We start from the raw sequence: 22001 nt of genomic DNA on the forward strand, positions 1-22001 counted from the left end.
TACATCAGAAAAACCAAATAGAAACAAATTCTTCATTATGAAAAGATTCATCATAGCAATTTTAATGTCCGTGCTCATTCCGATGAGCATCATGGCGCAGTCGTCAATGACCGATGACCAGGTTATGAAATTCATCGTAAAGGAGCACAATGCCGGAACCCCTCAGTCTCAGATCGTTACGAAACTCATGCAGAATGGCGTTAACATCGAGCAGATACGTCGTGTGAAAAAGAAATATGAGCGTGCCGCCAAGGACCAGGGATTGGGACAGGTGTCGAGCACTACCGGAAGCAAGAACGACACAAGATTGAGGTCGAACGGCAAGAAGAAAGCCAACGGCGATGCCAAAGATGATGAATATCTTGACGACAAGAAGTCGCAGTATGACTCGCAGAACCGTTTGAAGGACGGTCGCGTTAAAGACAAGCGCAGCTATGTGTTTGACGATACCAACGATGAGTGGAACGACATGCGCGACGAGCTCGACGAGTTTGTGCCCGATACGGCAGCCCTTCTTGAGAAGCTCATGATGGAGAAGACCAAGAGAAAGGTGTTCGGACGCAACATCTTCAACAACAAGAACTTGTCTTTTGAACCGAATATGAACATTGCCACACCGCAGAACTATCGTCTCGGTCCTGGCGATGCCGTGTTCATCGATATCTACGGAGCTTCACAGAAGACCATTGAGTGCACGGTATCACCGGACGGATTCGTTACGATAGACGGATATGGACCGGTGGAAGTCAGCGGACTTACGGTGAGTCAGGCGAACGCCAAATTGCGCTCCACTTTGGGATCGAGATACAGCAGCTCGCATATCAAGCTCACCGTTGGTGAGACCCGCTCGATAATGGTCAACGTCATGGGAGAGGTGAAAGCTCCTGGCACATACACTCTGTCAGCCTTCGCCACCGTGTTCCATGCCCTTTATATGGCAGGAGGAACAAACGACCTCGGTACACTTCGTAACATCAAGGTCTATCGCAACAACCGCCTTGTCACCGTAGTGGATATCTATGACTATATGCTCAACGGCAAACTGACGGGTAATGTGCGCCTTGCCGACAACGATGTCATTGTGGTCGGTCCGTACGACTGCCTGGTGAATCTTACCGGTAAGGTGAAGCGCCCAATGTGGTATGAGATGAAGAAGAACGAAAGCGTCGGCTCATTGCTGAAATATGCCGGTGGCTTCACTGGCGATGCCTATACTAAGTCGGTTAGAGTGGTGAGAAAGACCGGAAAGGAATATTCAGTATATAATGTGGACGAGTTCGACATGAGCTCATTCCAGGTGAGCGACGAAGACTCGGTAAGCGTAGACTCAATCCTCGACAGATATTCAAACATGGTCGAGATAAAGGGTGCCGTGTTCCGTCCAGGTATGTATCAGGTAGGCGGCGAGATAAACAGCGTGCGTAGTTTGCTGGAGCATGCCGACGGTCTCAGAGAGGAGGCGTTCACCGCACGTGCCGTGATGCACCGCATGAAGAAAGACCGCTCTCTGGAAGTGGTGCCGGTTGATGTGGAAGGCATCCTTGACGGTAAGGTAGCCGATGTGCCGTTGCAGCCTAACGATGTTTTGTTCATCCCTACGAAGCAGGAGATGATGGAAGAACAGACCATAACGATACACGGAGAGGTGAACTATCCTGGCATCTATAAATACGCATCCAATGAGACGCTTGAGGACTTCGTGCTTCAGGCAGGAGGTCTGAAGAACTCCGCTTCCACTGTGAAGGTCGATGTGGCGCGCCGCGTGATGAATCCAAAGGCGCTTACCAACGACTCCATCTCAGCTTATACATACAGTTTCGCATTGAAAGACGGCTTCGTGATCGACGGTACTCCAGGCTTCCACCTTATGCCATTCGACGAGGTGTATGTGCGTAAGAGTCCGGGCTTCTCAAAACAGCAGAATGTCGTTGTTGACGGTGAGGTGATGTTCAGCGGTACATATACGTTGCAAAGAAAGAACACCCGTCTGAGCGACGTCATCAAGGCGGCAGGCGGAGTGAACGACCGCGGATATGCAGCCGGTGCTACACTCGTAAGAAAGATCAACGAGAGTGAGCGCAAGCGTCTGGAGGCAGCCCGCAAGATGGCCCTTGAGCAGTATGAGCAGGTGGCTGCCGAGGAGGCAGCAAAGACCGGCAAGAGTGTTGATATCACAAACAGTGAGCGTATCAAGAAATTCCAGATCGATGACACCTATTCAGTAGGTATCGAGCTCGACAAGGCTATTGCCAACCCAGGCAGCGATGCCGACATCGTGCTTCGCGAAGGCGACCGCATCGTTGTTCCGCAGTACACCGGAACGGTGAAGATCAACGGTGAGGTGATGTATCCAAACACCGTAGGTTTTGTTAAGGGCAAGAAGGCAAGCTATTATATTGACCAGGCCGGTGGTTTCAACAACAAGGCAAAGAGAGGCCAGACCTACATTATATATATGAATGGTATGGTGGCAAAGGTTTCCCACAACGCCAAGCCGATGCCTGGTTGTGAGATTGTGGTTCCAGCTAAGGCTACCACCAAGATGAGCATCGCCGAGACGATGACCATCGGTACGTCGGTAGCGTCTATCGCCACGATGATCGCTACTTTGGCTAACATATTATAAAGGAAATACGATGTGATACGGCCCTGTCACGATAAGTGTCAATGGGCCGTATTGCTGATATAGACAATTATGACTTAATCCACTATTGAGTGGAAGACTTCGATAGACTGAAAAGCGAATGGCAAACGATAGGAACATAGTTCTGAAGAAAAACATACTGATGTCGGCGGTGCTGAAGATGGTGGGACTGGCAACGTCTCTCCTCATAGTGCCTATTACCATCGGCTATCTCGACAAGGAAGTCTATGGAGTATGGATGACCATGACGTCGGTATTGTTCTGGATAGGAACCTTCGATATCGGTCTGGGCAACGGAATGCGAAACTATCTCACCGAGGCAATCTCGAAGCAAGACTTTTCGTTGGCCAGAAAATACATCTGCACCACATTCTCATTGCTCACCGTCATCGCCCTGGCGTTGGGAGTGATAGGACTGCTGCCCTTGTCGCAGCTTGACTATTGCAGCTTCTTCAATACCCATGCTGTGAGCGGAGAAAGTCTTCGCAATGCAACGCTCGTGGCAATAGGTTTCACGCTCGGCAATTTCGTCTTGAAGAATGTGGGCTTCATCTTCGTTGCCATGCAGAAATATGCAGTCAACGACCTCCTCACCGTGTCGGGCAACGTCATCTCGATGGTGATAATATTCATACTTACCAAGGTGACGTCGGGCAATCTCATGTATGTCGTCCTTGCATACACGGCAACGACATGTGTCGTCTTTGCCCTTGCCACAATCCCCCTGTTCTTGCGATATCCCGAACTCCGCCCCGCCGCCAACGACTTTGACAAGAGTCTCGGCAGACAGATTGTGGGCAAGGGAATGGGATTCTTTGTGATTCAGGTGAGCAGCTGTCTTGTCATTTTCGGTGCTGCCAACGTGTTCATAGCCCAGAACTGCGGACCGACGAATGTCACGACATACAACATCGCATACAAGTTTTTCAACCTTCTGATAATAGCCTATACCATCATCCTCTCACCAATGTGGAATGCCTATACCGACGCCTACGTGAAGGGAGACATGGCATGGATAAACGCCACTTTCAACAGAGCGTTGAAGTTCTGGGCGCTTTCCGTCGCCGGCGGAGCGTGCATGCTGGCAGTCAGCGGAGTGTTCTATCATCTGTGGGTTGGCGACAAAGTGGAGGTGCCGCTCTCCATCTCGCTGTGCACATTCGTATATGTGTGTGCCTTCAATCTCAACAACTGTGCAACGTATCTTATCAACGGACTCAACAAGATAAGAGTGCAGATACTGACATCCGTAGTCTTCACCATCCTTTATGTGGCGATGGTCAAGTTCACTGATATGGGACTGAGCGTAGAGAGTATAGTCCTGAGCATGGCAACATGCTATCTCGCCATGGCGCTTATACACATCTATCAGTGCCGCTTGCTGATCAGGCAGAAGGCAACGGGAATATGGGACAGATGACAATAAAAAGATAACAATAAAACAACAGATATAGTAGATGAGCAATAAGATAAGTGTAATCACCGTGGTCTACAACGATGTGAAGCACATCCGTGAGACGATGGAGAGCTTCTTCTCGCAGACGTGGGAAGAAAAGGAATATATCGTCATTGACGGTGGCAGCACTGACGGCACGGCAGAGGTGATAAAGGAGTATGCTGACCGCTTGGCATATTGGTGCTCAGAGAAAGACGCCGGTGTCTATGATGCCATGAACAAAGGCGTGCAGCATGCCAACGGCGACTGGGTGAATATCCTGAACTGCGGCGACTATTATTTCTCAGACCATTCGCTTGCCGACGCCATCCGGAATTGTGATGCCGGGAATGCCGACATCATATATGGCGACAGCATGAAACTGCGCCAGGGACACGTATTCCCTTTCCCCTCCTCAAGCAATGTGGCAGGTCTCGAATACAGACCTGTCTATCGTCACGGTTCATCACTCGTGAGAACGCAGATACACAAGGAAAACCTGTTCGCTCTTGACAAGAAGAAAGATTATGGTTTCGCTCTCGACTGGTATCTCATCTATACCCTATACAAGAAGAAATACAGGTTTGTCAGAACTGACGCCATAATAGAAGTCTTCGATGAAGAAGGAATGTCAAACCATCCCGTCAGGGGAGAATATCTGAACTACAAGATATCCATCAGCGACGGCTTCAGGATTGGCAAGCTCGTAAGCTTCCTGACAAAGGTGATGAAAATATGGCTTGTTGGAAGTCCCGTATATTCAGGAATGAGGAAATTCGTTCTCGGACCTCTCACCAATTCCATCCTGCCCAGCCTCCCGTGGTGTGTGCGCAGGTTTGCCATGAGAAAGCTCGGCATGAAGATAGGCAAAGGGACCTATGTGGACAGCCGCTGCTATATAATGAACCTCAACAAACTGTCTATAGGAAAGGATTCACATATAAACCGCATGGTGACACTCGATGCCCGTGGCGGACTGACCATCGGCGACAGCGTGTCGGTGTCGCATGGAGTGATGATTATGACAGGCAGCCATGATGTGCAGTCACGCCATTTCCCGGTGAAGTTCTATCCCATCGAGATAGGCGACTTCGTCTGGATAGGTTGTGGAGCTATGGTTCTGCAGAATGTGAAGATAGGCAAGGGGGCAGTAGTTTCGGCAGGAGCCGTAGTCACCAAGGATGTCCCGCCATATACCATCGTCGGTGGAGTGCCGGCTAAGGTAATAGGCCACAGGACCGAAGACCTGGAATACCGCTGCACGCCATAAACAGGCAGGGGGTAGGACAGTAGACAATGATTAAGAAGTAAATGAAATACAAGATAAAATGTCAGATACAAAACGCGTGAAGGAAATCGACGTGCTTTCGCTTTTGAAGAAAGTGGCGTCGAGGAAAAAGGAAATGATAATCTTCGTTTCCGTATTCTTTGTTATTGGAGTTATCGTGGCTTTGGAACAGCAGAAGAGATACACCTCTTATGTGGTGTTGGCTCCAGAGGCCACAAGTATGGGTATGTCGCAGAACCTCAGCGACATTGCCGGAGCCATAGGTATGGATATCGGTGGCGGTAAATCATCCGTCGATGCCATCTATCCCGACATCTATCCCGATGTCTTCGCATCCACAGACTTCGTGGTGAAGCTCTTCGATATTCCCGTCAAGGTGAAGGGACAGAAGAAGACATACTACAACCACATCCTGCAGGACACCAAGATACCATTCTGGGACTATCCCAAGTTGTGGCTCATCAAGATGTTCGGTAAGAAAGACACCATACCGAGCACCAATGTCGTTAACCCACATTGTCTGACAAAGATCCAGAGCGAGGTCTGCGAGGCAATAGTCGGAAGCATCGGTTGCCAGATCAACAAGGGTACCAATGTGATAACCCTTTCCGTTACCGACACCGACGCTCGTGTGGCTGCCTGCATGGCAGACTCCGTGAAGACCAGACTGCAGAACTACATCACGCTCTACCGTACGAAGAAGGCAAGACAAGACCTGGCTTACTCACAGCAGATCAATGCAGAGGCAAAGGCAGCCTATGAAAAGTCGCGTCAGAAATACGCATCATTCGCCGATGCCAACTCAGAAGTCGTGCTCATGTCGTATCAGTCTAAACTCGAGGACCTGGAGAACGATATGCAGCTGAAGTTCAACAACTATTCGCAGACCGCCCAGCAGGTGCAGAAGGCACAGGCGAAGATACAGGAGAACACTCCGGCGTTCACCGTGATTCAGAATGCCACCGTGCCATTGAAGTCGTCGAGCATGCCGCGAACGCTTATGGTCATCATATTCGTGTTTGTAGGAGTTATAGCAGACGCCCTCTGGGTGTTGGTGTTGAGTCAGGCTTTTGGCAAGAAGAAATAAAGAAAGGTAATACATATAGATGGAGTTCGCTTATCCTTATCTGCTGTTGGTCATGATCTATGGTTCTCTTGCCGTATATGCCCATTTCAACAGCGAGTCACAAATGAAGACAATGTGTGTGAACATATTGTCAGTTGTCGTATTTGTGTTCTTCTTCGGACTCAGAGGATTCGTGGCCTACGACTGGACCTCATATTATCCCGAGTATCAGAGTCTGACCGACTTGCGCACCTTGTTCACGCTTCCGTTGAACAAATGGACGTGGGAGCCGGGCTTCATGATATTCGGAGTGATATGCAAGACCATATATCCCAACTATTTCTTCTTCCAGTTTCTGTGTATCCTGATAAACGTTACATTGCTGATGATGTTCTTCAGGCGATATGTCAGCAACATACCGCTTGCGTTTATGATCATGCTGGTGATGAGCGGTTTCGAGATAAACATCAATCTGGTGCGCAACTCCATATCCATATTGCTGTTCGTCAATGCCATCGTGTTCATTGAGAAGAAGCAGTTCCTGCCCTTTTTGCTCGTTTGCTTGTTAGGCTTCACGTTCCATAGTTCGTCATTGGCATACATACCGATGTATTTCATCATCAACAGAAAGTTCAACAAATACATAATGATGGCGATATTCGCCGTTGCCAATGTGATATACCTCTTCCATATCCCCATCCTGAAGTCGTTGATACTCCTGGTGGTAGACTATATCATGCCGTCTACCAAACTCTGGGTGGAGGCATATCTCAGCATGGACCTCAGCACGGGCTCCGTGTTGAGTATCGGCTATCTTGAGCGACTGCTCACCGGAATACTTCTGTTCTGCTATATCGACAAGCTCAGAGAAGTCCGCAACGGCAACAACATCTTCGTGAACAGTATGCTCTTCTATCTGTGCACATTCCTGTTTCTCAGTGAGTTCCGCACGATAAGTCTCCGCTGTTCCTATCTTTTCATCTATGCATACTGGATAGTATGGATAGACCTGATAAAGTGTTTCACCTATCGCAACAACAAGATACTGTATCTGTCGTTCGTGGCGTTGTACAGTCTGCTGAAAGTATATTTCCTCAATACCACCGCCATGTCGGAGTATTACAATATCACCATAGAGAACAAACCATACAACGAGAGGCTCATCCATTTCAGACAACATTTCAACGACGGTAAATAAAAAGACATACCATGAAAGGAAAAGTATTGTTCATAGATTACGTATACCAGAAGGGACACGTCAACTTCAATCGTATCCATATCGACGCCATCCGCTCGGCAGGCTACGATGTGAAGATAGTGTTGCATTCAGACATAGCTTCCCAACTCGATTATCCTGACAGCGATTACGTTGCCAAGCTGCCCCGCTTCCTGAATATGCGCGGCAAGAGAGCCGTTCTCAACCGCATTATATTCACTGTCACCCTGCTGTATCTGAAATTCAAGATACGCTTCTCAGATTACACTTATGTAGTGGTGTCGAGTTGCGATGAGGTCACTTTGGGTCTGTTGCCCCTTTGCCGTAATATGTATATAATATGTCATAACACCGGCACCGTGGCATCCAGGGTGAAACTATTCTTTCTCAAGCGTCTGGCGCGCCACAACACCTTCGTTGTGTTCGACGACTATATGAAGAAACCGTTGCTTGAGAATGGCATAACAAATGTTGCCGTGGTGTCACACGGCTGCGTCAGTCCGTTTGATGAGAGCCATGCCGATACCAGCCTTCCCGAATACTTTTCCGCTTTCAGGAAAGTGGTGTTCCATCCCTCTTCAAAGGCAGACGACACCTTTGTGAATTCGCTCGTAAGCAGTAGCGAACTTGCAGATTTCCTTGCCCGGAACGATGTGCTGCTGCTCATTCATGGCGACAAGAAAGAAGGCGAGAAATATCCCGACAACGTGCGCTTCATTTCAGGCTTCCTGCCAACGGCGCTCTATCGGGAGATATTCCTCCGTTCAGACATCGTGCTCCTTGCCTATCCCTCATCCTTCCAGAATCAGGTCAGTGGAGTGAGCTTCGAGTGTGTGGCAAACAGGAAGAACATGCTTGTGCTTGAGCATCCCGCCCTGCATTACTGCCGTGACTTCTATAACTACGATCCGATATTCTCCTCTACCGGCGAACTGATAGAGAAGATGCGGGCGCTGACAGGCGACAACGGTCTGCATTGTGTGGCAACCCCGGAATCGCTGACTCCAGACTATCTTAAAATCTTTGGATAATGGAAATATCTGTTATAATACCTACATACAAGCCCAGAGAATACATCTCCGACTGCCTCCGTTCTTTGGAGGAGCAGGATTTCCCCGTTTCCGATTATGAGGTGATAATCGTACTCAATGGCTGCGACATGCCATACCGGTCGATGCTCGAAGGTATCATCACCGACAATGGTTATGTCAATGTGAGAGTCATTCAGACCGACGAGCCGGGTGTGTCGAACGCCAGAAATATCGGTATAGACAATGCAAAAGGCAAATATCTGCTCTTCATCGACGACGACGACTGGGTGGCAGGCAACGGCTATCTGTCGAGCATGCATGCCTTGACGGATTTGCATACGGTGGTTGCCTGCAATTTTTATCTCATTGATGACAAGACCCGTGAGCACCTGCCGTATTTCCTCACATCAGCCTACAAGCGATGCATGGAATACCCCAAGCTGACATTGTTCAATTCGCGGAGCTTCCTGTCCACGGTAACAGGGAAACTCATACCCAGAGATGTGATAGGAGACAGGCGGTTTGACACGAAGCACAAGCTCGGTGAAGACGCCCTGTTCATGTTCATCGTGTCCGACAGGATTTCCAGAATGGAGATTGTCCACAATGCCGACACCGTATATAACGTGAGGGCAAGAGAGAATTCCGCCACCCGTGCACGCCATCGGTATTCGGAAAGAATTGCCGTGGCGATGAGGCTTACGTGTAGCTATATGGGGGCATATCTGAAAAAGCCGCTGAAATACGACTTCCTTCTGTTTGCATCGAGGGTCTATGCCACGATAAGCAAGCTGCGTAAAAAAGTATATGAATAGAAAATAACTGATATCGTATGAAATACTGCATATTGACACCACGCTTCCCATTTCCCGAAAATGGCGGAGACGTGTTGAGAATTAACAATATAGCCAAATATCTGAAGTCTGCCGGTCATGAGCTTGTCCTTGTGTCCTTCTGTGAGGGCAATCCTGACATGGCAGCCGCAAAGACTCTGTATGACAAGATATACGTAGTAAAGCGCAAGAAGACCAACTCCATGCTATACTCGCTTGAGTATATGCTGAGCGGTCGCCCCATACAGTGTGGCTACTACTACTCTCGGGAATACTCAAAGCTGCTGGGGATGGTAATCAGCAAAGAGAAACCAGACCGTTTCGTCAGCCATCTGCTCAGGATGGTGCCATACCTCACCCGGCATGGCGTGGAGTCTCAATCCATCGTGGAGATGACCGATGCCTTGTCGAAGACCTATACTCTGTCTTCCGGTTTCAAGGGCATGTCGCTGAAGAAGGTGATTTACGCCATCGAGCGCAAGCTTATCCGAAGATATGAGCACTTTGTGATGAATAAATTCCCGAAGGTTGTACTCGTTTCACAGGCAGACATCGACTATCTCTCTGCCGGGGACGACAAGCATTCGCTGGCATTATACACCAATGGCGTGGAGTGTATGGACGAGATACCCGATTCCTACGACCATGACAAGATCTGCTTTGTAGGCAATATGCGAACCCTGCAGAACCAGGATGCGGTGTTGCATTTCGTAAACGACATCTTCCCGCTGATTCTGAAGAAGAAGCCCGGAGCCAGATTCTATATCGTAGGGGCAGAGCCGCCGAGAAACATCATGGCGCTGTCTGAAAAATCCGAGAATATCGTGGTGACGGGATTTGTAGACGTCCTTTCAGATGCCGTTAAGGATTCCTGCGTGGCTGTGGCACCGGTGCAGATTGCCGCCGGCATTCAGAACAAGGTGCTTGTGGCTATGGGTATGGGAGTGCCGGTGGTGATGTCGTCGCTCATTTCAAAGGCAATTCCCGAACTTGAAAGTGGCACCAACTGCATCATCGAAGATGCCGACCAAGCCTTTGCCGACGCTTGCCTGAGGATGATGGACAACGAAGCCGACCGCAACCGCATTTCCCGCTCAGGTTATGATACCGTAAGGAAATACTATTCATGGCAGGAGAAACTCTCCGGCTACGATCATTTGAATGCTGACTCATGACCCATAATCCCAAATCGGTCATTAGGGCTTGCTTGGATTTTGGCATTTTAGAAGGATGGATTTTGTTTGGCTTTTAATGAGTAATAGCGAGCTATTGCGAATTAAAAACAAGCAAAATACGCCTTATAAAATTCAAAAGACTGCAAGCAGTTATGAAATTACCCAATAAAACGTCCTAATGACCGTTTTGGGATAAATGGTCATCAAACTGTTACTCTTGCCTAAGCATGGCATAGAAAAATGCTCCATGTTCCGTTATTTGGAATTATGGAGCATTTTTGCAAATTATGGAGTCTTATATCGTTTTAGAATCCCTTGAATGTCAGTTTCAGCGTTTCAGATTGCAACACCATTTTACTTCCAGTCAATTTTAATACCTGGAAATTCTCCTCCAGCTTGTTTATGCCGTATGGTGCCAGCAGGGTAGGGTCGGAGAGAGGCACGTCGCCGTTTTCGCGGTCGTAGACGTATGGTGTGTGCAGCGTGAGCTGCGTGTTTGTCTGGTTGAAGCGCATCAGAATCTTCGCGAGCTTCTCGTTTTTGTCATCCGCCTGCATCAGTTTGTTTTGGAATGCCCAGAATAACTTTTCATTCTTCAGGTCGAGCACTCCGCCAGTGGCAATCGTGTCCACACGGGTCAAATGCCACATACCGTTGAAATCTCCGGCAGCCGATGAAGTCTCTATGTCGCATGAGGCGAGAGTCATCGTGGTAAGTATCGTTGTGGCGGCTATGAGGATGCCGCATATTGTCTTTCTCATTTCTTTTCTTTTTTCGTTTTTTGTTCCCCTTGTAGATTATCGGTGAAGTTATAGTGACAGTGTCTACAGGCTGAAACTGCCCCTCTTGGCGATGGTCAGCTGGAAACCGTAGTTGTTGCCCAGTATTCCACCGAAGTCCATGGCATAACCGCCTTTCACGCTCCAGTTGCGAAGCAGAGACCTTGTGAATTTGTATTCACCCTCAACGAGGAAACTGATATTGTGGCGTAAGTCGTTGTAAGGACTGCCATAGGTCCCCAATCCCTCCTGATAAGTGGCAAGCACACGGTATCGTGTGTTGTCGCTGGGACGGCCGTCGAATCCCAGATGGAAAGCCATGAAACGGTTGTCCTGCACAGAGATACTTCCGTTCTGGTTGTAGATTGGCGAGCGGAAGAGAGGGTTTCCCATCACCTGTCCCCAGTGCTGCCATCCAGGATAGATGTTGTGGTTGTAGTAATTGTCGGTGCCGCCGATATGGTCGGGAATAGTCGTCGTATGGTCGTGGTATATAGGTCCGCTTTGATATTTTGTGTAGATATATTCCACCACGATGTTTCTCAGCCATGTACCGTATTTCATGTTGAGGTCGAAACCTATCATCCAGTCTTTGAAGTCGTAGAGCACGTAGCGTCTCTTCTTCTTCACCTGCCATTCCTCACCGCTTCCGTAACCATCGTAGTCGAGTTGGAACATCGCCGAGTGGTCTTCAAAGAATTTGTCTACGTAGAGTCCCGCTTTCCAAAGGTCTTTCTCCAAGTTCAGTCGCATCATCCAGCTGCCCAGCTGGTTGCCTTCAGCATTCTTGTAGTTTTCGCCATCGGTGATGTCTTTGCCTCCCGGCACGAAAGCGTTCCAATAACCTTTCAGACTCGTGTTACCGTTTATCACCGACACCGTTCCGTCACCGTTAGGCAGATACGATTTTCCGCCGAACTGCGATGCCATCTCCAGTCCCAGTTCCAGCGAGAGAGGGTGCATATACGGGTCGTTTCCTATTCTGATGAATCCTGCCTTGGAGTGATATAACACGTTGTCGGCATATCTGCTCCGCTTGCTGGTGAATTCGTGCTGCCATGAGTCGTCGGTCATTATTCCGTAAGCCACATGACCTTTCAGCTGCACCCATCCGCCAGTGAACGGCACCTTCCAGTAGTCTTCGAGCGCCAACCTCACCTGTGGTACGGGTCGGGCGTTTATGCCCAAAGTCTGCGAACCGCTGCTGAGCCTGTTGTCCTTCAGGTTCATCGGCCTTTCCTTTGCTCCTATGGAGAGAGTGCCATGCAGCCATCGTCCCTCCACGTATGCCTGTTGCAATACCACGTTGCTCGTATAGTTGAATGGCACGGCGGCGTCAATGCCGAATCCGTATCCCCATTTCTTTTCCATGTCGTTGCCGATGTTTCTCTGCAGCGATCCTCTGATGTAGCCGTTATTCTCGTCGAGCGACGACAATCCGTATTTGTTGGCGTTCAGCCATAGTGGGGTCTTGCCGTGTGAGAAGCTTCCCTGGGCCTCAGCCGAATATTCAAATTCCCCTTTCTTCTGTAGCGTGGTGGCTTGTTCGTCGTAAGTGTCGTTGTCTTGAGCCGTAGCGTTTAGTGTCGCTGCGGAAATCAAGGCAAGTAGAAATACCTTCTTCTGATTCATAAATGTTTTGATGTTTGTGTCTATTGTTGCATCAGTCTTTCGATGAATTTGCACACCATGTCGATACCCTTCACGTTCTCTCCGCCCTGAGGGATGATTACGTCGGCATACCTCTTTGTGGGTTCAATGAACTGTTCGTGCATAGGTTTAAGCACTTCGAGATAACGGTCTACCACCATCTTCACGTCGCGTCCACGCTCCACGATGTCCCTTTGTATGTTGCGTATCAGTCGCTCGTCGGAGTCGGCGTCAACGAATATCTTCAGGTCCATCATGTCTCTCAGCTTCTTGTTCAGCAGCGTCATGATGCCCTCGATGATTATCACAGGCTTTGGTTCCACATGGATGGTCTCAGGCAGACGGTTGCATTTGATATACGAGTATGTGGGCTGTTCGATGGCGTTTCCCTTGCGCAGTTCGTTCACCTGCTTGATGAGCAGTTTCCAGTCGAAGGCGTCGGGATGGTCGAAGTTTATGGCATGTCGTTCCTCCTCCGTCATCTCCGTCGTATCGTTGTAATATGAGTCAAGCGGTACCACCGCAACATAGTGTGGAGGCAGAGCTTCCACGATTTTCTTTACCACGGTGGTCTTGCCAGAGCCCGTACCACCAGCTATGCCGATTATTGTCATATATTCTGTTTTGATGTTTACTTTTTTCTTATCAGGACCTTGCGGTATTGTTCCGCTTTCTTCTCCAGTTTCATGGGGTAGGCTCTCGAACTGCTTGGCATGCGGAAGAGAGTCATCCTCTTGCCGTTGTTCAGAAACTCCACCGATGTGCCAACTTTAGGGACGGGGCAGCCGAAATGCGTGGCGAATACCGTAGTGGCCTTCTCTCCTGTCGTCACCACCGTGGTGCAGTGGGGGAGTCTTTCCAGAAGCGAGTCGAGATCAGTTGGTGTCACAATCTCCAGATCCTTGTCAGAAGCCGTGTTCTTCGTGCGTCTCACGGCACACGCCGTGTCGTATAGCGCCACGCCCTCTTTGGTGAGGAATTCCACTATCTGCTCTTTTCTGAACCTCTTCCTCTCCGTGTCCACGAAATGGTCTTTGTCGTCGAAAAACAGTAGCCCAAAGATTCTCCACATGTCGTTTATGAAGTTAGGATAGAAGAAATCCATGCTCCATCGCTGTTGTGATGGCGGAAAACTTCCAAGCATCAGCAGCCAGGCATTCTTGGGCAGGAAAGGCTCGAGTGGATGGCATTCTACAGGAATGTTGGCGGATGATGCCCCGGTGTCGGCACCCGCCAATCCGCCAGTCCCTCCGTTCTTCCCCATGGTAGTGGACAGGCTTGTTTTGCTTTCAGTTTCTTCGTTTGATTTCATAAAGACTTACTGTGATATAGTCTTGAACCTCGGTATTACCCATTTTGCCTTGGTTCCCTCAAATTAAGATCTATTCCATATCCCTATTTCTGCTCTTTCACCAGATACACGACTACCGGCAGGTGGTCGCTGTATCCGTCGAGCCATACGCCACCGGCATGAGTACGCTTTGGAGCACCCTTGTATTTCCCTTCGGTCTGGAACAGGTAGTCGCGGCGGAAAATCTGGTTCTTGAAGAATTTCAGTGTAGAGAAATCCTTTGCTCCCTTTTTGTTCAGCAGGTTAGGAGTCATTACAATCTGGTCGAAGAGATTCCACGAACCGCCATAGGTCAGTGTTCCCAATCCCTCTTTCACCAGTATGTTGTACCATGGGTTATACATCTCGCCTTTGCCCACCTCGTCGATGTCTGGTTTGCATCCCAGAGCCTCCGTCATGCTGGCGTTTGTGGGGTCGTCGTTCATGTCGCCCATCACGAATACCTTCACCTTCGGGTCTTCTCTGAGCAGCGAGTCCTTCAGCGCTCTCACCTGGCGGCCGCCCGATTCACGATAGAAAGGTTTAGCCGCCCGGCTCGGCCAGTGACACACCACGAATGCCACATGCTCGCCGGCCATCTCTCCGCTCACGGTCAGGAATCCGCGGGTCAGAAACGCACTGTCCTTCTCCAGTTCCTGCACGTATGGCACGAGCTTCGTGTTCCAAACCTTGAAGAGCTGCGGATTGTAGAGCAGCGCACAGTCGATGCCACGGCGGTCCGGACCCTCTATATGTACGTATTTATAGCCACGTGCCTTCAGCGGTTCCTGTGCCGTGAGGTCGTCGAGCGCCTTGCTGTTCTCCACCTCGCTCAGTCCAATCACGGCGCATCCCACGTTCTTAGGCAGCACGTCGGTGCCCATGTCGGCAAGAGCCCTCGCCATGTTCTTCAGCTTGTGAGAATATTTCAGCCCGTTCCAACGGTAAGACCCCGTAGGAAGGAAGTCGTAGTCTCTTTTGCCTTCGTCGTGGCAAGTATCGAAGAGATTCTCCTGGTTGTAGAATCCCACTCCGTAGCACAAATACTTTTTCTCATTTTGCGACATTGCGCCGATAGACACCATGCACAGCGCTAATATCAGCAAGAAACTGATTCTTTTCATTTTCATATTGTTTTAAATATTTTGTTTTTCTATACTGCCTGTCTGACAATTATCCACGTCTTTGTAATCAAAGACAAAGGTATGAATTATTTTCCATTATTTTGGCATTGCAATATTAAATGTTTGTAACATCCCGTGTTTTTATCTTGTAATGTTTGTCGCTTAGTCAAAAAAGCGTTAACTTTGTGGCATACAAACATAACACTTATTTATGAAGCAGAAGAATCTGAAATTAGCCGTGATGGCATTGTGCTCCGCTTCTATGGCCCAGGCCCAGACTGTAGGTACTGACTCCATAGGACAGCGTGGCGCCGCTCTCAGCGAGTCGGCTTTCACGTTTACGGAGGCACAGCTCGGAGAAGACGATGATATGTCGCAGAACGTTACCATCGTCAATTCCAACTCCAACATGTATGCGAGTGAGGTTGGATTCCTCTTCTCGCCGGTGCGTTTCCGTTATCGTGCGTTCGACCAGAAGTATAACGATGTTTATATCAACGGACTGCCGATGAACGACATGGAGACGGGGCAGTTCCGCTATTCCCTCGTTGGCGGACTCAACCAGCAGACAAAGAACCAGGAGTTCGCCCTTCCGTTTGAAACCAACAATTTTGCCATGACGGGGATGGCAGGTTCAAACAACTATAACTTCCGTCCGGCAAGCATGCCGGCAGGCCACAGGATAACGCTCTCCGGGGCCAACCGCAGTTATACGTTGCGAGGCATGTACACCTTCAATACCGGACTCAGCAACCGTGGTTGGGCATTCTCAGGAAACCTCACATACCGTTGGGCGAACGAAGGATACGTGGAGGGAACGTTCTATAACTCCCTCTCTTACTTCCTCGGAGTGCAGAAGGTGTTCGGCGACGGAAGCCACTCCCTCTCGCTCACCACATGGGGCAACCCTACGGAGCGCGCCTCTCAGGGAGCCGGTACTGACGAGATGTACTGGATGGCAAACGACAGATACTACAACCCATACTGGGGATACCAGAACGGCAAAAAGCGCAACTCACGAGTAGTCAACGACTTTGCGCCGACAGCTCTGCTCACATGGGACTGGAAAATCTCCGACAACGACAAGCTGACGACTTCGCTCATGGGCAAGTACAGCATGTATAAGAGCACGAAGCTGAACTACAACAACGCCGACAACCCTCATCCAAACTACTGGAAGAATATGCCGAGCAGCTATTTCGATGTATGGGACGACACCAATACCTCATACCGGAACAGCGATGCGCTCGCCAACTGGCAGTCGGCATACGATTTCTGGAGCGGACCTAAGGCAAACCGCCAGATAAACTGGGACCAGCTGTATTATGCCAACAAACAGGCTTCGGCACAGGGACAGGATGCCATGTATTATCTGCAGGCAAAGCACAATGATGCGCTGACAATCGCATTGGCTTCAACTTTCAACAAGCAGATAGACAAAGACAAGGCATGGAACATCGGCATTGTGGGAGCTACCAACAAGGGCATGCACTACCAGACGATGGAGGATATGCTCGGAGCAACGACATTCCACAACGTGAACACCTATGCCATCGGCACCTATTCGCCAGATGCCGACGAGGTGCAGTATGACCTCAACAACCGCAACGGCCTCGTGGGAAAAGACGACAAGTTCGGTTACAACTACAACCTGCTCGTGAACAACGGCAAACTGTGGACGAGCTACTCGGAGAATTTCGGCAACCTGCACTATGTAATCGCCGGTAAACTGGGATATACATCCATGCAGCGCGACGGAAAGATGCGCAACGGTCTCGCCAAGGACAACTCTTACGGCAAGAGCCACACGGCACAGTTCATTGACGGCGGAATGAAATTCGGAGCCAACGTTAATCTGGGCCGTGGCAACACCTTTACCCTCGGACTCGGATATGAGCACCGTGCTCCGCAGGCAAAGGCGGCCTTCATATCACCGGAGATAAACAACGACTTCGTGCGCAACCTCAAGAACGAGCGCGTGTTCAGTTCAGAAATCGGATACCAGTTCCAGACCTCTTGGCTGCACGCCAACATCAACGCATACTACAGCTACCTCACCAACGTGAGCGACTGGCAGAACTTCTATATGGACGACGTGAACTCATTCACATACGTGTCGCTCACAAACATGAAGAAGGCATACTATGGCGTTGAGGCAGGATTGAAATTCCGTGTTACAAGCGCCTTCGACGTGAAACTTGTCGGACAGATAAGCGACGCCAAGATTCTCAACGACGCCAATCTCGAGTATATGCGCTCGCAGAATGCCATGGTATATGGTGATGTGGCAGACGGACTCGTTGAAGACCATATATATAATAAAGGTATGCGCGACAACGGCACACCGCTCACGGCAGCAAGCCTCGGACTCAGCTATCACAGCGGCGGATGGTTCATCGACCTCAATGCCAACTACTACGACCGCATCTATCTCTCATACTCTCCTAACTACAGATATGAGTCAGCATGCAAGGTGCGTGGCGACATCCTCAACAACCAGCCGGTGCGCAGCAAACTCTCACAGGCTAAGGGACACGGCGGATTCATGATAGACGGTTCTATCGGAAGAAGCATATACCTGAAGCGCGGATCGCTCTCAATCAACCTCACCGTGACGAACATTCTGAACAATACCAACATCGTGACCGGAGGATACGAACAGAGCAGAAGCGACTACAGCACACCGAAGGCCGACGGAACGGCAACGACACGTGCATACAAGTTCTCTAAGAATCCAATGAAGTTCTATGCCTATGGCACCAACGGACTCCTCAATATCGCGTATAAATTCTAAAAAACTCTCATGACAATGAAAAAGACGAAATATATAAAATTCCTCGTTGCGGCAATGCTCCTCGGCGGACTTGCCACTTCTTGCATGGACGACGACTGGAACGACCCGACCGGCGAGGTGGCTCCATATGGCAACAACGACATCGTGGAGGACGATGCCAAGATGATATCCATAAAAGAACTGAAGGCAAAGACAGTAGACCTCATCCCCTCATCACAGGCAAACGACACCGTGCGCATCACGGAAGACTGGCAGTTGAAGGTGCGTGTGACCGGAAACGACATTCAGGGAAACATCTATAACCAGATTGCCGTGCAGGACGAGAGCGGAGAGGGACTCCTCATCTGCATACAGAAGGGCGGACTCTTCGGATTCCTGCCTGTAGGACAGGAAATTCTCGTAAACCTCAAGGGACTCTATATCGGCATCTATGGCAACAACGTGCAGATTGGTGTGCCATATACGAATACCAGCGGCAGGACATTCCCAAGCCGTATGAACATCAACGTGTGGAACGAGCACTTCAAGATTCTCGGTGCGGCAGACGCTTCAAAGGTGGTGCCTGAGAAATTCGATGTGTCAAAGCTGAAAGACGTGGCATACGTGAAATCTCATCGTGGAAAGCTGATGACACTGGAAAACGTGGAGATGGATGGCGCTGACGGCAAACTGGCATGGGCACCGGAGGCTGACAAGGACGCCGGAAACGGAGTGAGCCGCACGGTGAAAATCAACGGCAAGGCACAGAGTCTGATGGTAGTGCGCAGCAGCACATACGCCGACTTCGCTGCCAAGGCGATGCCTACGGGAAAGGTGAACCTCACCGGTATCTTCACCGTATATGCCACAAATCCTTCAAAATATGGCTACACCTGGCAGATTCTCCTTCGTTCAGACAGCGACATCGAGGAGGTGAAATAAGCAAGGCTGAGAATTCAATAAAAAGTAACAAAACTATAAAAAAGAAATACAATGAAAAAGATATTATATTCAGTAATGGCGATGGCTGCCCTGACATTCTCATTCGCATCGCTGACAAGCTGTGAAGACGTTCCTGCACCGTATGAAATGCCGGACGTAACACCTGATGAACCTTCAAGTCCGGAAATGGAGCCGGCAGGTACCGGTACACAGGCAGATCCGTACAACGTGGCTGCTGCCATCAAGTATATTGACAATGGTGGTGCCGAGGACAAGGACGTCTATGTAAAGGGTAAGGTAGTGTCAGTACAGTCTGGCAGTTTCGACCCGAGCTACGGCAGTCTCAAATACTACATCTCCGACGACGGTACAGCAACAAACCAGTTCCTCGTTTTCAACGGATATGCAGGGCCAAACCGAACCAAGTTCTCTGGCGAGGACGCTCTCAAGCCAGGCGATGAGGTAGTGATATGCGGTAAGCTTGTGAACTACAACGGAACAAAGGAATTCACTACCGGAAACTATATCGTTTCAATCAATGGCAACGGTGGCGGCGGTTCAGACCAGCCGGCAGCAGGTCAGCCAACCGGCGACGGTACAAAGGCAAACCCATTCAACAGCGTGGCTGCAAACCAGTATGCATCGTCTCTCGCTGCCGGCGTGGAGTCAGACAAGGACGTATATATCAAGGGAAAGGTGGTTTCAGTCAAGGAGCAGTATGGCACCCAGTTTGGCAATGCCACATTCTACATCTCCGACGATGGCAAGGCAGACAATCAGTTCTATGTGTTCCGTGCTCTTTATCTGAACAATGAGAAATACACCTCAGGCGCAACTCTCAATGTTGGTGACGAAGTGGTAGTATGCGGCAAGGTTGTCAACTATATGGGCAACACCCCAGAGACCGTTCAGGGCAAGGCTTATCTCGTTTCGCTCAAGAGCAACGGCGGCAGCGGTTCTGAAGGCGGCACTACCGGTGATGCAAGCGCTTCGAATGGCGACTTTGAGAACTGGACAAACGGTTTGCCAAATAACTGGAAGACTGCTTCTTCTGCAGGAAATGCAACACTCAGCCAGAGTACAGATGCTCACAGCGGAAAGTATTCTGTAAAGGTTGGTGGATCAAGTTCTGCCAACAAGCGCCTTGGTTACAAGGAGATAACTCTGAAGCCAGGTGAATATACTGTTACGTTCTATGCAAAAGCTGCTACATCTACAGGTGCCTCTGTTCGTCCTGGATATGTTCCGGTGAAAGATGGAGCAAACCCAACCGGAAGCGATTATAAATATGGTGACTATGTAAACGACATAACAGCCACGAAATGGGTGAAAGTCACATATACATTCACAATCGAAACTGAAGGTACTTACAGCCTTCTTGTAATGAATGCCAAAAAGCCAGGCGGAGATGTGTTGATTGACGATTACACTTTGACAATGGGCTCTACCGTTATCATTAAATAAAACATTGACCTTATATATTCAGAATCCCATCATCCCTCCAGATGATGGGATTTTTCTAAGCACTCCTAAATCTAACAATACATAAAATGGAAAACGACAAGGAGTTTATTCCGCAGAAAGGAGGCTATCGTGATTTGATAGCATTTCAGAAGGCAACTTGCATATATGACATCACATATTATTTCGCACACAAATTCTTGGACAGGACTGACCGTACCGTAGACCAGATGATACAGGCTGCGCGCAGCGGCAGACAGAATATTGCCGAGGGCAGTGCGGCGGCAACCACCTCACGAGAAACGGAGCTGAAACTGACCAATGTGGCGAAAGCAAGTCTGCAAGAACTATTGCTGGATTATGAGGACTATCTCAGGCAAAACGGACTGGTACAGTGGGGAATATCAGATGTAAGAACTGTAAAGACGAGGGATATTTGTAAAAGACATAACGATACGGAATTTTATATGAAACAGATTCCGAGCCGTTCGGCTGAAACCATCGCAAATATTGCAATAATACTGATTCATCAAGCAGACACTCTCCTCAGACTGTTGATAGAGAGGCAAAAGGCGGATTTCCTGAAAAACGGTGGAATCAGGGAGGAAATGACGAGGGGCAGAATTGCTTATCGGCAACAGAATGGATGGAAGAAGTGAGAAAGTGAGAAATCTTTATGGGACAGATAGGACAGATAGGACTTATAGGATTAATAGCAAGGCTGTATTTGTCCTATTTGTCCTATAAGTCCTATCTGTCTTATAAGTCCTAAAACGTCCTATTTGTCTTAAAAAAGGCGTAGCCCCCTCATTTAGCCTGCTGGTTCAACATTTTTCCAAAATTTCTTGTCCATTCCACAAAAAAGCCTTACCTTTGCAGCCAAATGCTGAAAAGCATCGAAAATAATAAACAAATAAACAAACAATTTTAGATTAAAATGAAAAAAGGTATCCATCCAGAAAACTATCGCCCCGTCGTATTCAAGGATATGTCCAACGGCGATATGTTCCTTACACGTTCTACATGCAAGACTAACGATACAGTAGAATTTGAAGGAGAGACTTACCCAGTGGTAAAGGTCGAAATTTCAAGCACATCTCACCCGTTCTATACTGGTAAGAGCAAGCTCGTTGACTCCGCAGGTCGTGTGGACAAGTTCATGAGCCGCTATGGAAAAGCCCGCAAATAATATATACTAAGATATATAATTATTCAGGAAGATATTAAAGTGTGTTCAAGCGTAGTTGCATATGC

Annotated in this window: 18 protein-coding genes; 13 read left to right on the plus strand and 5 right to left on the minus strand. The window is 49.0% G+C overall.

What is annotated here, in order from left to right; translation table 11 throughout:
* Positions 1–37: 37 nt before the first annotated feature.
* The 8 genes from QVO99_RS06220 (at position 38) to QVO99_RS06255 (ending at position 10688) form a co-directional block, all read left to right on the plus strand.
* Positions 38–2626, plus strand: a complete 2589-nt coding sequence (locus tag QVO99_RS06220; protein WP_022316742.1) for an SLBB domain-containing protein — start codon at positions 38–40, stop codon at positions 2624–2626.
* 118 nt (positions 2627–2744) lie between these two features.
* The gene (locus QVO99_RS06225; RefSeq protein WP_022316743.1) at positions 2745–4064 is read left to right on the plus strand and encodes a lipopolysaccharide biosynthesis protein; all 1320 of its coding nucleotides are present in this window, start codon (positions 2745–2747) and stop codon (positions 4062–4064) included.
* A gap of 37 nt (positions 4065–4101) precedes the next feature.
* Positions 4102–5349 carry a glycosyltransferase gene (locus QVO99_RS06230; RefSeq protein ID WP_022316744.1) on the plus strand — a complete coding sequence of 416 codons (1248 nt, stop codon included), beginning with the start codon at positions 4102–4104 and terminating at the stop codon, positions 5347–5349.
* A 58-nt stretch (positions 5350–5407) separates the two neighbouring features.
* The gene (locus QVO99_RS06235) at positions 5408–6454 is read left to right on the plus strand and encodes a Wzz/FepE/Etk N-terminal domain-containing protein (protein WP_022316745.1); all 1047 of its coding nucleotides are present in this window, start codon (positions 5408–5410) and stop codon (positions 6452–6454) included.
* A 19-nt stretch (positions 6455–6473) separates the two neighbouring features.
* A complete protein-coding gene (locus tag QVO99_RS06240; protein ID WP_022316746.1) occupies positions 6474–7631 on the plus strand; it encodes an EpsG family protein in 1158 nt (385 codons plus the stop codon).
* 11 nt (positions 7632–7642) lie between these two features.
* On the plus strand, positions 7643–8680 hold the full coding sequence (locus QVO99_RS06245; RefSeq protein WP_022316747.1) for a hypothetical protein: 1038 nt from the start codon (positions 7643–7645) through the stop codon (positions 8678–8680).
* Positions 8680–9495: a glycosyltransferase family 2 protein gene (locus tag QVO99_RS06250; protein ID WP_022316748.1), complete on the plus strand. Its 816-nt coding sequence runs from the start codon at positions 8680–8682 to the stop codon at positions 9493–9495. The genes QVO99_RS06245 and QVO99_RS06250 overlap by 1 nt, the downstream gene beginning before the upstream one ends.
* Before the next feature lie 17 nt (positions 9496–9512).
* Complete coding sequence (locus tag QVO99_RS06255) at positions 9513–10688, plus strand: glycosyltransferase family 4 protein (RefSeq protein ID WP_022316749.1); 1176 nt, start codon at positions 9513–9515, stop codon at positions 10686–10688.
* Positions 10689–10993: 305 nt separating this feature from the next.
* On the opposite strand, the gene QVO99_RS06260 is transcribed toward QVO99_RS06255, so the two are convergent.
* From QVO99_RS06260 to QVO99_RS06280, 5 genes are all read right to left on the minus strand, one after another.
* Entirely contained in the window at positions 10994–11449 is a 456-nt protein-coding gene (locus QVO99_RS06260) for a lipocalin-like domain-containing protein (protein ID WP_022316750.1), read from the minus strand.
* 63 nt (positions 11450–11512) lie between these two features.
* Positions 11513–13099 (minus strand): capsule assembly Wzi family protein, encoded by a 1587-nt coding sequence (locus QVO99_RS06265; protein WP_022316751.1) that lies wholly within the window; start codon positions 13097–13099, stop codon positions 11513–11515.
* 20 nt (positions 13100–13119) lie between these two features.
* Positions 13120–13731, minus strand: a complete 612-nt coding sequence (udk, locus tag QVO99_RS06270) for a uridine kinase (RefSeq protein WP_022316752.1) — start codon at positions 13729–13731, stop codon at positions 13120–13122.
* A 17-nt stretch (positions 13732–13748) separates the two neighbouring features.
* The gene (locus tag QVO99_RS06275) at positions 13749–14318 is read right to left on the minus strand and encodes a uracil-DNA glycosylase family protein (RefSeq protein WP_044079523.1); all 570 of its coding nucleotides are present in this window, start codon (positions 14316–14318) and stop codon (positions 13749–13751) included.
* Positions 14319–14512: 194 nt separating this feature from the next.
* Complete coding sequence (locus tag QVO99_RS06280) at positions 14513–15571, minus strand: endonuclease/exonuclease/phosphatase family protein (RefSeq protein WP_022316754.1); 1059 nt, start codon at positions 15569–15571, stop codon at positions 14513–14515.
* 211 nt (positions 15572–15782) lie between these two features.
* Between QVO99_RS06280 and QVO99_RS06285 the strand changes: the two genes are divergently transcribed.
* The 5 genes from QVO99_RS06285 (at position 15783) to QVO99_RS06305 (ending at position 21936) form a co-directional block, all read left to right on the plus strand.
* Positions 15783–18365 (plus strand): TonB-dependent receptor, encoded by a 2583-nt coding sequence (locus tag QVO99_RS06285; RefSeq protein WP_022316755.1) that lies wholly within the window; start codon positions 15783–15785, stop codon positions 18363–18365.
* Positions 18366–18380: 15 nt separating this feature from the next.
* Complete coding sequence (locus QVO99_RS06290; RefSeq protein WP_022316756.1) at positions 18381–19286, plus strand: DUF5689 domain-containing protein; 906 nt, start codon at positions 18381–18383, stop codon at positions 19284–19286.
* A gap of 51 nt (positions 19287–19337) precedes the next feature.
* The gene (locus QVO99_RS06295) at positions 19338–20750 is read left to right on the plus strand and encodes a nucleic acid-binding protein (RefSeq protein ID WP_022316757.1); all 1413 of its coding nucleotides are present in this window, start codon (positions 19338–19340) and stop codon (positions 20748–20750) included.
* Positions 20751–20836: 86 nt separating this feature from the next.
* Positions 20837–21406: a four helix bundle suffix domain-containing protein gene (locus QVO99_RS06300; RefSeq protein WP_022316758.1), complete on the plus strand. Its 570-nt coding sequence runs from the start codon at positions 20837–20839 to the stop codon at positions 21404–21406.
* A 278-nt stretch (positions 21407–21684) separates the two neighbouring features.
* Entirely contained in the window at positions 21685–21936 is a 252-nt protein-coding gene (locus tag QVO99_RS06305; protein WP_022316759.1) for a type B 50S ribosomal protein L31, read from the plus strand.
* Positions 21937–22001: the final 65 nt, after the last annotated feature.

Origin of the sequence: Prevotella sp. CAG:592 (genome assembly GCF_000436015.1) — a bacterium.
GTDB lineage: Bacteria > Bacteroidota > Bacteroidia > Bacteroidales > Bacteroidaceae > Prevotella > Prevotella pectinovora.